Annotated in this window: 11 protein-coding genes; 3 read left to right on the top strand and 8 right to left on the bottom strand. The window is 38.3% G+C overall.

Annotated features, from left to right (window positions below):
* Positions 1–6 precede the first annotated feature (6 nt).
* Positions 7–462, bottom strand: a complete 456-nt coding sequence (dtd, locus tag B096_RS0108720) for a D-aminoacyl-tRNA deacylase (protein ID WP_018580348.1) — start codon at positions 460–462, stop codon at positions 7–9.
* A 56-nt stretch (positions 463–518) separates the two neighbouring features.
* Between dtd and B096_RS0108725 the strand changes: the two genes are divergently transcribed.
* Complete coding sequence (locus tag B096_RS0108725) at positions 519–1772, top strand: replication-associated recombination protein A (RefSeq protein WP_018580349.1); 1254 nt, start codon at positions 519–521, stop codon at positions 1770–1772.
* 47 nt (positions 1773–1819) lie between these two features.
* Here B096_RS0108725 and B096_RS0108730 read toward each other — a convergent pair whose 3' ends face one another.
* From B096_RS0108730 to B096_RS10200, 4 genes are all read right to left on the bottom strand, one after another.
* The gene (locus tag B096_RS0108730) at positions 1820–2800 is read right to left on the bottom strand and encodes a YhdH/YhfP family quinone oxidoreductase (RefSeq protein ID WP_018580350.1); all 981 of its coding nucleotides are present in this window, start codon (positions 2798–2800) and stop codon (positions 1820–1822) included.
* A gap of 94 nt (positions 2801–2894) precedes the next feature.
* Complete coding sequence (locus B096_RS0108735) at positions 2895–4685, bottom strand: DEAD/DEAH box helicase (RefSeq protein WP_018580351.1); 1791 nt, start codon at positions 4683–4685, stop codon at positions 2895–2897.
* 166 nt (positions 4686–4851) lie between these two features.
* On the bottom strand, positions 4852–5607 hold the full coding sequence (locus B096_RS0108740) for an exodeoxyribonuclease III (RefSeq protein WP_018580352.1): 756 nt from the start codon (positions 5605–5607) through the stop codon (positions 4852–4854).
* Positions 5607–6398 (bottom strand): hypothetical protein, encoded by a 792-nt coding sequence (locus B096_RS10200; RefSeq protein ID WP_018580353.1) that lies wholly within the window; start codon positions 6396–6398, stop codon positions 5607–5609. Before B096_RS10200 ends, B096_RS0108740 begins: the two co-directional genes overlap by 1 nt.
* Before the next feature lie 109 nt (positions 6399–6507).
* Between B096_RS10200 and B096_RS0108750 the strand changes: the two genes are divergently transcribed.
* Both B096_RS0108750 and B096_RS0108755 read left to right on the top strand, forming a co-directional pair.
* A complete protein-coding gene (locus B096_RS0108750) occupies positions 6508–8937 on the top strand; it encodes a PD-(D/E)XK nuclease family protein (protein ID WP_018580354.1) in 2430 nt (809 codons plus the stop codon).
* Positions 8924–12046, top strand: coding sequence for a UvrD-helicase domain-containing protein (locus tag B096_RS0108755; protein WP_018580355.1), 3123 nt, complete (start codon positions 8924–8926; stop codon positions 12044–12046). The genes B096_RS0108750 and B096_RS0108755 overlap by 14 nt, the downstream gene beginning before the upstream one ends.
* Here B096_RS0108755 and B096_RS0108760 read toward each other — a convergent pair.
* From B096_RS0108760 to glmU, 3 genes are read right to left on the bottom strand one after another with little or no spacing between them, the layout of a single operon-like run.
* Positions 12022–12444, bottom strand: coding sequence for an NUDIX hydrolase (locus B096_RS0108760; RefSeq protein WP_026254176.1), 423 nt, complete (start codon positions 12442–12444; stop codon positions 12022–12024). The genes B096_RS0108755 and B096_RS0108760 overlap by 25 nt on opposite strands.
* Entirely contained in the window at positions 12437–13408 is a 972-nt protein-coding gene (locus tag B096_RS0108765) for a ribose-phosphate diphosphokinase (protein ID WP_018580357.1), read from the bottom strand. The genes B096_RS0108760 and B096_RS0108765 overlap by 8 nt, the downstream gene beginning before the upstream one ends.
* A 6-nt stretch (positions 13409–13414) precedes the next feature.
* Positions 13415–14779, bottom strand: coding sequence for a bifunctional UDP-N-acetylglucosamine diphosphorylase/glucosamine-1-phosphate N-acetyltransferase GlmU (gene glmU, locus B096_RS0108770; protein WP_018580358.1), 1365 nt, complete (start codon positions 14777–14779; stop codon positions 13415–13417).
* Positions 14780–14781: the final 2 nt, after the last annotated feature.

A 14781-nucleotide genomic window follows, 5' to 3' on the forward strand; every position in this document is an offset into this window, starting at 1 on the left:
CACACCTTAAATTACCTTACCATCTTTAATATTCAACACGATGGTAATTGGGCCATCATTATCCAATATAACATTCATATGCGTTTGAAATATACCTGTTTCAACATGGATTCCATGATTTCGTAAACCTGTATTAAAAGACTCAAACAGCGTATTGGCCATCACGGGTTCCATGGTGTTAATAAAACTTGGTCGATTCCCTTTACGACAATCTGCTGCAAGTGTAAATTGCGAAATTGATAGAATTGCACCACCAACGTCTTGAATGCTTCGATTAATTTTTCCGTTTTCATCGTCAAAGAGTCGAATTGCAGCTATTTTGTCCGATGCTTTTTTAATATCTGCTGCCGTATCCCCATCTTCAATCCCTACTAAGAGCATGTATCCGTGCTCTACTTGGCCAACAATCTCTTCGTCAACAATGACTTTTGCGTCCTTAACTTTTTGTATTACTACTTTCATGAAATCACCTCATCTCTATTCTACCGTAAACATGATACAATATATAGGGTGATTTTATGAACAAACCATTAGCATTCCGAGTGCGTCCTGAAACGATTGACGACATCATCGGACAAGAACATTTATTGGGCGATAATCAAATCTTACGCAATGTCGTGGAAAGCGGAAATCTACATTCCATGATTTTCTTTGGCCCTCCCGGAACAGGGAAAACAACCACCGCGATGGCGATTGCGAATTCTCTAAAGAGACCGTATCGTCTTTTCAATGCGGTAACCGATAATAAAAAGAAACTCGATGCTTTGTTTTTAGAAGCAGAAATGAGCAGCGGTCTCGTTGTTATTATTGACGAAGTACACCGATTAAATAAAGATAAACAAGATATCTTGTTGCCTCATGTCGAAAGTGGATTAATTACAATGATAGGTGCCACGACGGCGAATCCTTATTTCTCGATTAATCCCGCGATTCGTTCTCGAGTACATTTATTTGAATTTAAACCGCTGTCTTATAACAACATTGTTTCAATACTAAAACGCGCGTCTTCGTCATTTTCAAACGAGCGCACAATCCAAGAGGATGTCTTGGAATCAATTGCTTCAAGTTGTAATGGTGATGCACGGTATGCCCTCAATGCGCTTGACCTCCTTTCGCAGTCCACAAAGGATTCAGTCATTACCGTAGACCATCTCGAAAAATTAAGTTTGTCTGTCAATATCTCAATGGATAAAGACAGCGATAACCATTATGATGCACTGAGTGCATTTCAGAAGTCAATCCGTGGGAGTGATGTGCAAGCTGCACTTTATTATCTTGCGAAGTTAATACACGTTGGGGATATGGATTCCATTGAACGACGCTTAATTGCAATCGCTTATGAAGATATCGGACTTGCAAACCCTTCCTTATGTGCTCGCGTTGTAACGGCAATCGATGCCGCTAAACGAATTGGTTTTCCCGAAGCAAAACTACCACTTAGTGTCGTAGTCATTGAATGTGCCTTGTCTCCAAAATCAAAAGCGGGTGAGCATGGGATTGACGCTGCCTTACAAACCGTTCGCGAAACAGCGCATCAAGTGCCGCAATATCTCCGACTGAATGCGGTAGGTATTGATGATCAAGATATGTATGACTATGAGCGCAGTGATTTGTGGCACAAAATTCAATACTTACCGGATGAACTTAAAAATAAAGAGTTCTATCAGCCTCAAAACCTAAATTCAGCTGAAAAAACCTATGCTTCAAACTATGAACAATTAAAAAAAGTTAAAAGAACCAATAATCTACGAAAACTAAAACAAAAAAAATAAAAAAATCGTATCTTTAGGAACATAAAACGTTTCCAAGATACGATTTTTTATAGTTTCACAATGGTTCGTCCCATCATTTTCCCGTTAAGTATATCCTCTAATGCTTGCGGAACCGATTCTAAAGTAATTTCTCGATCACATAACAACTGGATATTGCGTGGTTTATAATCTGTTGCAATTAACCCCCACAAGACATCTTTAAGGTTATTATTCACTGAATCAATACCAATTACTTGAATTCCTCTTAGAATAAATGGAAATACCGTCGTCTCAAATTTAGCTCCGGCTGCATTGCCACTAAGAACATAAACCCCTTCGTAATTGAGATGTGGTAATAAGTGGGAGATGTATTTACCACCTATTGGATCAATAACCGCGGTCCACTGCATAGCTGCCAATGGTTTTAACGGTTCAGAAACAAGTTCATCTGGATGCATAACATGCGTAACATTTAAATTTCTAAAATAATCGCTTGCAGTCTCTTTTTTTCGACTTACTGCAGTTACAGGGTATCCAAGGCGATCTAAAATTGCGCAAGCTACCGAACCAACACCACCACTTGCCCCCAATACTAATACAGGTTTCCGTTCAATGGGGTTTGTTTGTTGCATCATACGATAAACCGATAATGCCGCTGTATATCCTGCTGTTCCGATAATCGCCGCGGTTTTTAAACTCAATGATTCAGGCAGTTTCGTCACTTCTGTTGCAGGGACGGCCGCATATTCCGCAAATCCTCCTGATTGATATTTTAAAATATCATGGCTTGTGACAATGACCTCATCGCCAATATGAAAGCGATCTACCCGAGACTCAACGACAGTCCCAGTAAAATCAAGTCCTACTACCGTAGGATACGATCCAACAACACGTGATGCTGCGCGCGTTGCTAAACCATCTTTGTAATTTACACTAGCATAAGAGACCTTAATTAAAACATCACCCACCATATCCTCAGTATTGAGTATTTGTATTTCTGGTACAATGATTTCTTCCTTTTTATTGAGAACGAGTGCTTTATATTCCATAAGACCTCCTTAAGTAATCTAATGATATAATAGCATAATTCTATCTATTTGCGACTGCTACACAAAAAAAAGATGGGCTAACCCATCTTTCTTACTATCCTTTGTTGCTACGACGACTTTGGTCAGTTGAACGTTTCGCGCCATCGCGACGACCACCATCACGGCGACCTCCGTCACGACGACCACCATCACGGCGACGATCATTGCTGCCACCACGACGTGAGTCACGTCCTCCGCGTCCGCTACGTCCACCACGAGGTGTTGGTTGTGCAAATTCATCAACCATTGTAACATTCACATCTTTACCATTAATCTTTGTTTCTGATAATTTTTTGATAATATCTTGTGCAAATTCACGAGGAACTTCCACAGAGCTTTCATTATCATCAATTTTGATACGTCCGATATCTTTTCCGCGAATGCCGCTTGCAGTTGCGATTGCACTTACAAGATGCGCTGCAGAGATACCATCACGGTCTCCAACTGATAGTCCAATACGTGATATTTCACCTTTATTCTTAACATCTTTTTGTTTTGAAACTTTGATTGCTTCTAAATTTGATTCGCTGATCATTTTATTAATGAAAGCAACAATAATTTCTTCTTGCGTAAAGTTTTCATTACGAAGACCTTCATACGCGATATTAAAGAGTTTTCCTTGTTCGTGATCATTCCATTTACGGATTTCAAGAGCAAGTTGATCTACCATTAAGTCATTTAATTGTTCCTTAGTTGGTAGTGGTGTTTCAACAATTGTTGAGTTTGATAAACGTTCGATTTGCTTGACTGCATAACGTTGTCTACGTGAAACTAAAGTGATCGCAAGACCTTCTTTACCTGCACGTCCTGTACGTCCAATACGGTGTACATAATATTCTAATTCTTGAGGTATATCGTAGTTAATAACTACATCCATACTGTCAACATCGATTCCACGTGCTGCAACATCTGTTGCAATTAACACAGAAACCATACCTTTTTTAAAGCGGCCCATAACCATTGAACGCATTTCTTGTTTCATGTCACCATGTAAACCTAAAGCAGGGAATCCCGCTTTGTTCAATTGCGTTGTTAGTTCATCAACCATCTTTTTGGTATTACAGAATATCATTGTTCCGCCTGATTTATGCACCTGTAATAATTGAATTGTTAAATCAACTTTATCTCTTGATTCAACAGTGTAATAGATTTGTTTAATACGAGAAACAGTTAGATTGTTACGAGATAGTGTGATTCTTTCTGGTTCAACCAAAAATTTCTCGCTTAATTTAACGATTTCCTTAGGCATTGTTGCTGAGAAGAATGCGAATTGACGTTCTTCAGGAAGGAATGAAAAAATTTCTTCAATATCCTCAATGAATCCCATATTTAGCATTTCATCAGCTTCATCCAAGACAATATGACGGCAATCATCTAAACGGATTGTCTTACGTCGAATATGATCCATTAAACGACCCGGTGTTGCGACTACGATGTCTGCACCACGTTTAAGGTCTCTAATTTGTTTATCAATAGGGCTACCACCGTATACACATGCGACTTTAACGCCTTGTTTATACTGTGCGAAACTTTTCATTTCTTCAGCCACTTGCATACATAACTCACGTGTAGGACATAGGATTAACGAATTTGTTCGTTTCTTATCTCCAGGTTGAGTCAAACTTAGCATTGGTAACCCAAACGCCGCAGTTTTACCTGTACCTGTTTGAGATTGAGCTAATAAGTCATGATTACCAAGCAATACTGGGATTGCTTTCATTTGTATATCAGTTGGCTCTTCATAACCTTTCTCGGTTACTGCTCTTACGATTTCTTCTTCTAATTCTAATTCTCTAAATGTCATTAATTTTCCTACTTCTTTCAACACACCGTGATAGTATACCATTATCATCACCAAATGTCATGGAAATACACCGATATAGTTTAATCATTTTAAAGATACCGTTTACATTAGGGTGGTGATTATAAATATACAACGTTTATCATTAACATTAAATTTTCACAAAATTCACGTAAAAAAGCTTGGTGTTGTAGCACCAAGCTTGAAATTTTTAAATATCGAGTTGAATCATAACCGGACAATGGTCGCTCCCTAACACTTGGTCGAGAATATCTGCATCGACAATTGCATTTCTAAGACGTTCGGATACGACAAAGTAATCAATTCTCCATCCTGCGTTACGACTTCGAGCGTTAAAACGGTAACTCCACCATGAATAGCGGTCGACTTCATTTGGATGTAATTCCCGAAATGAGTCGACAAAGCCAGCATCCAATAGATTGGTAAATTGTTGACGTTCTTGATCACTAAATCCCGGATTCTTACGGTTGGCTGATGGATTTTTTAAGTCAATCTCTTTATGCGCAACATTCAAGTCACCGCACAATACAACCGGCTTTGTTTCGTCAAGCATTTTGAGATATTCTCTAAAATCGTCTTCCCACTTCATGCGGTATTCAACCCGTTTCAACTCAGGTTGCGAATTCGGCGTGTAGACACAAACAAGGAAGAAATTTTCATATTCACAAGTAATAACACGACCTTCTGTATTATGCTCTTCTTCCTGAATTCCGTAGGTAACATTTAATGGTTTTACACGAGTATAGACAGCGGTGCCGGAATATCCTTTTTTTTCTGCATAATTGTAGTATGCATAATAGCCTTCAGGATCATAATCTAATTGACCTGCTTGCATCTTGGTTTCTTGAAGACAAAGTACATCAGTATCCATCGCTTCAAAAATTCCTTCAAAATCTTTTTTCATAACGGCACGTAAACCATTAACATTCCACGAAATTAGTTTCATCATATCCTCCAAAGTTCACTAAATGGTATAAATTCTATTTTATTACAATTTTCTTTTGCACATTGTCGGTGACGTTTGATATCCCCTTCGTTTTTATTAGCGAGGGTATCTTTATCCATCATGTAATGTACATACATCATTTTTTTCAATAAGTACCAAGAAGAAATCGTTTGATGAATTCGATCTGCTCGCCCTTGCGGTTCGGTGCGTAAACTCTCATTTATAAATGAAATGTTTTCTTGTCCCACTGCGATGGCTTGGTCGATTAATGCATCAATATTTTTGTAATGGCGACGATCTTGCTCTCGTTGGAGTGACATAACCGTTGGACGATCACTGGGTAAAATCTTCAATAATTCGAGAATAATTTCCGTTTCTTCAATTGGTAAGACTAAGACATTGTGACGGTATGCACCAAGTAATCCACCTTGTTCGGTTAAGCAATAATAAATACCTTTTGCTTCAAGGTAATTACGATCCACAAGTATTAAAGCAAATTCCCGTTCATCACCTTGACTGTATAAAATCAGCGGTGCTTTAATATAACCTCTCGGAATTTTATGGACATCTTTATAGCGAATGATTTTATTTGCTACTAAATCTTTATTAATATGGACGCGGACATTCTCCATAACACGCATGGATTCATCCATTTCAAAAACCTGTTCAAGTAATTCTTTATATTGAGGACTATCAATATTTAGATAATCTTCAAGGTATCCATTAAAAGTACAATCATGGCCCCCCTGACGTTTATCCTTGATATCACTCATAGCATAAACTAACCCCATAGTTTCCCCCTTTGTTTACCCCTATATCATGACATATTTCGAGAAATTTTAAAAGACCCCTACACTTCCACTCAATATCCCTTATAATTGTTATTAAAGGGGGCTTTTTATGCACAAAACCATTGTCAGTAATCGAATCTTCCATGAAGATTTAAAGCATATTTTATTATCACAGCAAGATTATTATCTCGGTGTCGCCATTCGAGATTTTAATCTGGCCTTTTTTGAGTCCGACATTCGTAGACGTTCACTCGAAATATCCGCTTTCAAGCAACTGCAAGAATGCCATTGTCCTCGTCTTGAAACGGTTTTAAAATTTCCTAAAACGATGAATGTCTTAATGCGATTAATTCAAGAATTACATCTCTATGGATTATCGGTAGAAGATTGTCCTCGCAATACGCCCTTACAAGAGGAAATCTACCAATGTCTGACACGCATCGAACCTTTGTTTGAAAAGCCTACATTAAAACCTGATGTTGCTTATGAAGCCGTCGCTTATGGTTTATCTCATGCAGAACATGCGTTTTTAACCCGAAATCAAATTCCTTTTATCACACCACAAAATGAAACACCGACTTCAATTTCCTTTAAGGTAGCTCTAAATCCTCGAAGTGAATTGGAGGCTGTGGTTCAAGACATCATCCAGAATCAGTATGCTTCCGCTACCATTGCTGTTGCTAATAAAGCCATGATGGAACCACTGTTGGAATCCATCCTTGAGCGATATGATTATCCATTAAAACTTCAAGATCGACGCTTTGAATTGATGAAAGCGCAATATCGTGCGTTAATTGATTTCGCTTTTTCCCCAACAATGACCACTTTAATTAAAGCAATCGAATCGGGTGCTTTAGGGCTTAAACGCCGTGAAGACCTTGTAACCTATCTTACGCATTTTGAATTTGACCTTAATGATGTATTTGGTGTTTTTGATGCTTGCAACGAATCTGAGCTTTATCCAGAAATGTTTGTCCTTCAAGAACGAATTCAAGATGATGTCTTACGACTCCAAGAGCGTTTGGCATTAATGCTGGATCAGCCTTACCGCGAAACGCTCATCGCATGTTATGACATTCTTAAAGATCATACTCAAGGCGACTTAACGCCCTTGCGCGATTTGCTTGAAAATCACTTAGGTGAATACGAAACAGCTACACATTTATTATTGTTGGAACATTTAGATTCACTCCAAAGTCATCAAACCCATAACGCACCATTACGCATTGTAGACTATACTGCTCTCCCACTCGTTCCACAAGAACATTTATATGTGGTAAATTTATCGGCTAAGAATTTCCCCGCAATCAGTTCACGTACAGGTATCATTGACGAAGCATACTTAAGTGAGATACGTGGTTATCCCCGTTTGGATGAACGGACACAATATACCTTAGCGATGCAAAACCATATTTTTGATCATAGTCAATCCATGACCTTGTCTTACAGTGCGGCCACTTATGAAGGTAAAGGGCAAGAGGTTTCTTATCCAGTTGAGCAATTTGCTCACAAACATAACATTCCCTTGGAAACATGGCCTCTCATTCAAAATACGTATCGAAAGCCCACAAAACACCGTCTCAGTCCAGAGCTTGCCCAAGCAATTTATTTAGAAGAAGGCAAGTTAATCGGATCAATTTCTGCTTTTCAAATGTTTGTGAATGATCCTTATCAATTTTTTATGGAACGTGCCCTTAAGATTCGGGAACCTGAGACGCTTAAATTTGATCCCCGTATTACAGGTACTGTTAATCATGCCGTTATGGAATACTATCACGACGGGAAAAATCTCGATCCATGGGAAGATGTTCGAAAAGTCTTTCCGATGGCTAAACCGCGATACCGGATGATTTATGATCGTAATCACGACCTTATGAATCAAAACCTTTCGTTTATTCAAGCCTCCTTAGAAGATACATCCTTCCAAGTCGTTTCAAAAGAACGATGGTTCCGAGAAGAATCCATGTTTCACGGTATTGTTTTACGTGGCATTATTGATCGTATTGATGAAAACGATCATTATGTACAAGTTGTAGACTACAAAAGTTCACAACTTGCACTCACGGCAGAAAGTGTTAAAGCTGGAACACAATTACAATTGTTGACCTACGCAATGATTGCTGAAAAAGTTTTCCACAAAAAATGTCTTGCTGTCTATTACTATGGCTTTAAAAACCCTAATTTAACTGCGCCTTACGTAGAATATAAAGTTGCTAAAGGAATTATTGAAAAAGAAATAGACTATGAAGCTGAATGGCTCAAAGCAAAACGTTATAAAGGCTGGCTTTTTGAACAACCGCTCGACAGTTACGATAGTGCAACTTATTTTGGTGGCCTACGTCAATCTAAAGATGGTGCTGTTTCAACGTGGACTAAACCTTATGACATGGATAAAATTAAGCCATTGCTCACCCAGCTTTATCGTACAATTTATACCGATGTTTTAAACGGAGTTTTAGACCCCGAAGATTCCAGTATCGAAATCGACAAGGACTTAGATTTAAAAAGAGAGGATGAAGCTAAAGATGACAACATTTAATCCCCAACAAAAACAAGCAATTGAAGCGTTGAATCAAAATGTGATCGTATCGGCATCAGCCGGTGCCGGAAAGACTACCGTTTTGATTGCTCGATTGATGAAACGTATAATCCAAGACAACGTTCGCATTGATGAAGTCTGCGCAATGACGTTTACGGAAGCTGCTGCTTCAGAGATGAAGACACGACTTCTTGCGGCTTTAAACAATGCATACCAAGAAAACGCATCTGAATTTATTGCTGAGCAAATATCTCTTGTGGAAACCGCGCAAATTTCAACCATTCACTCTTTTTGCTTAACAATTATTAAAAACTACGGCTATATCATTGGTGTAAATCCTTCTCGAGCAGATAATATTTTGGATGATGCACAGACAAAGTTACTTCAACGACAAGCGATGCGCCAAACATTTGATTCTTGGCTCCAGCATTCTTACGAAGATCTAAAATCCTTACTCAATATTTTTTCATCCAATCCCTTAGACTTTGCATCACTTGAACAAGCTATTTACGCCAATGCGAATTGGCTTATTGGTAAAAAAGACCCTCACAGTACGGTTCATCAAGTTATGGAACTTTACCGTACTGAAACTTTTGCCGACTTCCCCAGTGATTTCAAACAAATATTTTTTGATTTTTATCAACGTCAAGTCCACGAAATCATTCAAGATGTCCAAGGCATCATCGCCATCGCAGATGAGTCTTATGATCCCAATGATAAAAAAGGGGAAAAATACTACGACCAAAGCGCGATGCTCTTACAAGTGCTTGAAGGTCTTCGTGAATTAGAATTTTTAATTAAACAAGAGGATATTACTTTTTACGACCAACTCATGACCACATGTAATTTTAAGGTCATTGCCGATACAAAAAATGATGCCTATACGGAACAGCGCAAACGTATTGAGAAAACAGTCAACCGCATCTTTGATAATTACATGCCTTTAGACCAACAATTTACGCTCCTTCATAAACAAGCACCCACCGTATCATTACTCATCAAGATTACTCAAGACTACCTTGAAAATTTTGCTTTACTCAAAGAAGCCGAAAACTGCCTTGATTTTAATGACTTCGAATCGATGGCTTTACGTATCCTAAATGAAAATAACGGTGAAATATCAGAACTTGTAAAGTCAAAATACAAAGAAATTATGGTTGATGAATTCCAAGACACGAATGAATATCAGGATGAGATTATAACTAAAATATCAACAGGAGATAATATATTCCGTGTAGGAGACATAAAACAATCTATTTATCGTTTCCGAGGTGCTAAGCCTAACATCATGCAAAATCTAATGCGGGATGATTCGACTAAAAACTTGTACCTTAGCTTTAATTATCGCTCAAAGAAGGATATTGTTGAGTACAATAATTTCGTGTTTGATAAACTTATGAACCTCACCTTTGGTATTACCTACAATGAACATGATCATGTTAACGTTGGGATTCCATCCCAAAGTGAAGATTCCCATCCGGTTGAAATTCACATCATTGAAAAACTCGATAATCGTTTCAAAAAGACCTCCGATCAACTCCGCGCACAACATATTGCACAAGAGATTATTAAATACCATGAACAAGGCTATCAATTTAAAGATATGGTTATTTTGGTTCGATCTCACGCAAGCAAGGGGTACCTCAAAGAAGCATTTGAGGCTTATCATATTCCACATTATATTGATGATCAAAGCGGTTTTTATAAATCAGAGATTATTGCGTCTGTCGTAGCACTCTTGAACTATGCGACGACGTTTCATGATTTCTATCTCGTACCCGTACTTACTTCTCCTTTCTACAACTATACTGATGATCAAGTTGCTTCTCTCAAACTTATGGGTGAATCAAGCTTACGAAAAGCACTTGAAATTGAAAATCCTAGCCTGTCCCAGTCATTAGAAACAATGGTTCTGTCTTGGCGATCGAAGGACTTAATTTCAATTATTCAAGAGATCATTCAGCTTAATAACGTATATAACGAGGAATTATCCTTACAAGATAAAACAAATTTAGACTTTTTACTTGAAAAAGCAATTCAGTATCAAGCAAGTTCTGCTCCAACCTTACAAGGATTTGTACGTTTTGTTGCGGAATTTAAGGATGATACGAGCAGTGAAGCATCACCGCTTAATAAAGATGCAGATATTGTAACGGCGATGACCATTCATCAATCAAAAGGACTTCAATTCCCAATTGTCTTTCTGTGGGGCATGGGGCGCCATGCAGTTCGTGATCACAGCGATGTTCTGCTTAACGATGATGCATTTGGGATAGGTCTCAATCACGTATCATTACCAATGCGCTTTGTTACCCGAAACATGATTCGAACTGTAATGGAAGTAAAGCAAGACAATGAAGAGATTGAAGAGAATCTTCGACTCCTTTATGTTGCTCTTACCCGCCCTCAAAAACATCTCATCATTGTCGATGTGGTGAAAGAATATCAACGTGAGCGTTTAGATTTCCAACTTTTAAGAAATCATAAACGAAAAGTGGATATGCTCATTGCAGCAAGTCCAGAGAATACCATTTTACGCATTATCGATGGAATGGAGCTCACTGAAACATCATTAGAACCGCTGGAACGTGTTGATCATAAAGCTGTATTTGATGATAAATTAACTCTTGAATTAAAACAAGAGCCAACCCTCGCCTTAAAAAATCGCGACTTAAGTTTCGATAATTCTTTTGAATTTGCTACAGGATTCGGATCAACATTGCATGAAGCCGTTGAAACACTTCCGCATCGTTTATGGACGGAAAGTGACCTTCAACGCTTTGAACCTAAGTTTAAATATAAACTTCAAGCATATAACGAACATCCTTTTACTCAAGAACTTTATCGTTTCCCACATATTGAACAGGAAATGCCTTACCTTATCGATGGTGATGCCGGGGTCATTGACTTTTATGCTTTTGATGACCAACATCTTATTTTGGTTGACTTTAAAAGTGATAATGCACCTGAATCGGTAATCATTGAACGCTATGAAGACCAGATTAGAGCATATAAAAAAGCCCTCGGTATTATCTACCCAGAGCTTTTAATTGAAACATATATCTATAGTTTCCATCTAAATCATTACATACCTTGTTTGGATTCATAAATTAAATCCATCATATGTTTGATATTACCTTGACCCGCAAAACGCGTATCATCCGAAAAATCCTCTGTTATGGGCATCCATTCTAGGGGATTTTTTTCTGGAACGAGTATTACCTCATGTTGAAGATAACCGTAGAACACTTGCAGCTCAATCTTATCTTCAAAGTATTGAGTAAAAAATAAAGGTTTAATATGAATATCATCCCTTGTGATGCCACTTTCCTCAAATAATTCTCGATAGGCACCCTCAATATCTGATTCATCTGGATTTTTTTTGCCACCAACAAAATTATAGAGCCCTTTATAGGGGTCTTTTTGGCGATGACACATCAAAACGTTTTCGACCTGAGGGTCGAAAACGATGATGAGATTAACTTTAAGAAATGTTTGACTAGTCATTGAATAAATCAAAGAGTGTACTTACAGGAGTATGTAATTGAATTGCTTCAATTGCTTTGGCAAGCATGTATCCAACTGAAATTTCTTTGATTTTAGGCTCTTGACGTGCTTCTTCTTTTAGAGAAATTGTATTTGTAATCAATAGCTCTTTAATATCAGAATTTGAAATACGTTCAATCGCTGGGCCTGATAGGATACCATGTGTACATGCACAGTAAACTTCTTTAGCACCTTTTTCATATAACATATTGATTCCACCCATGAGTGATCCTGCTGTATCAACCATGTCATCAATTACAACGGCAATTTTACCATCAACATCACCAATTAAGTTCATTGCTTCGGCAACATTTGGTTTTGTACGACGTTTATCAATAATTGCGATTGTTGAGTTAGGGATTGTATCTGAAAGACGACGCGCACGTGTTGCTCCACCATGGTCTGGTGACACAACAACAACTTCATCTTGGAAGTTTTTGTTTCTATAGTATTGACCAATCATTGCAACTGCAGTGAGGTCATCTGTAGGAATATCAAAGAATCCTTGAATTTGTGGTGCGTGCAAGTCTATTGTAACAACGCGGTCTGCTCCGGCTGTTTGTAATAGGTTTGCCATCAATTTTGAAGTAATTGGTTGACGTGCACGAGCCTTACGGTCTTGACGTGCATATCCATAATATGGCATAACAATTGTAATTTCATCTGCAGATGCGCGTTTACATGCATCAATTGCAATTAGTACTTCCATATATGTTTCACTTACTGGTGAGCTGGTAGATTGGATAATGTAAACATGTTTTCCACGAACAGAAACAAGTGGCTCAATCAAGATTTCGCCATCTGCAAAATGACGTACATCAATCTTACCGCGTTCTAAATCTAAATGTTCACAAATCTCATCTGCTAGTTCTACGTTCGACGATAACGCAAAAATAACTGTATTGTCTTTCATTTCTTCTCTCATAGTCTTTTATTTACCCTCTTTATTCTTGTATTTCGCACCATATCCAGGTTTGTTTTCCTGACGAGGCCGTGCAATAGCCATCTCCCCATCAGCAACATCGCCATTTACGGTCGATCCTGCCGCCACCACTGCATTCTCCCCTATTGTGATTGGAGCAATTAAGTTTGCATTACTTCCGACGAATGCTCCATCACGAACTTCAGTACGATATTTCTTTTTGCCATCGTAATTTACGGTTACGACGCCACATCCAATATTGACTTTATCGCCAATCGTAGCATCACCTAAATATGTTAAGTGAGCACAGTTTGAATACGCTCCAAATTGAGTGTTTTTAAATTCAACGTAGTTCCCAACTCGTGCGTGCGAGCCAACAACTGAATTCATTCTAAGGTGTGATGACGGTCCTAATGTAACGAAATCTTTTACTTCACTGTTAATAATTCGTGATGCATCGATTGTTGAGTTTTCCCCTACAATTGCATTTTCGAGCCAACAGTTCGGTAATAGCGTAGTTCCTGTCCCAATCGTTGTATCTCCATAGAGATGATTATTAGGATAGATTGTTACATCTTCCGCAATCGCAACATCGGTACCGATATACGTCGATTGTGGATCCATAATCGTTACACCGTTTGCGAGATGTTTCGCATTGACGCGTGACTGTAACCATTTATTGGAGATATTAAGCTGCATTCGATCGTTCACACCCAGAAATTCCTGGTGATCTGACACACGTAGTGATTGAATCGAATGACCATTCTTCTTTAAAATTTCTACAAGACGAATGAGATTAATTTCCTCAGTAACTTCATCATCACGAATCTCTGGTAAATATTTAAACAATAACTCATTGTTTACACAATAAATACCGAGACTGATTTCTGTAATTGACGCTTCGGATTCTGTCAAATTACGGTAATCGATAATCCGTTCAATTTGCCCCTGATTATCACGCACAATGCGACGATAGGTTCCAGGGTTTTGTAATTGCGCAGAGATAACCGTTAAATCATGCCCCTCATGCTGTTCATAGATATGATTTAGCGTCTCTGGCTGAATTAATGCACAGTCTCCAAACACTAAAAGTGTCGAACCTTTTTTCCCATGAAGTTGCTGTGCTTGCAATACAGCATCCCCTGTTCCAATTTGTTCACTTTGGAATGCATATTCAACACGACTACCCAAGTAGGATTCTACTTGCTCATTTTGGTGTCCTGTAACAACTACAATTTTGTCGGTATTAACCGCTTCAAGATGATCAACTAAATGACCAATCATAGGCTTATGAAGTATTTCATGCATAACCTTGTTTCGATTTGATTTCATTCGGGTACCTTTACCCGCTGCTAAAACAATTGCATATTTCATTG

Source organism: Erysipelothrix tonsillarum DSM 14972 (assembly GCF_000373785.1).
GTDB lineage: Bacteria > Bacillota_I > Bacilli_A > Erysipelotrichales > Erysipelotrichaceae > Erysipelothrix > Erysipelothrix tonsillarum.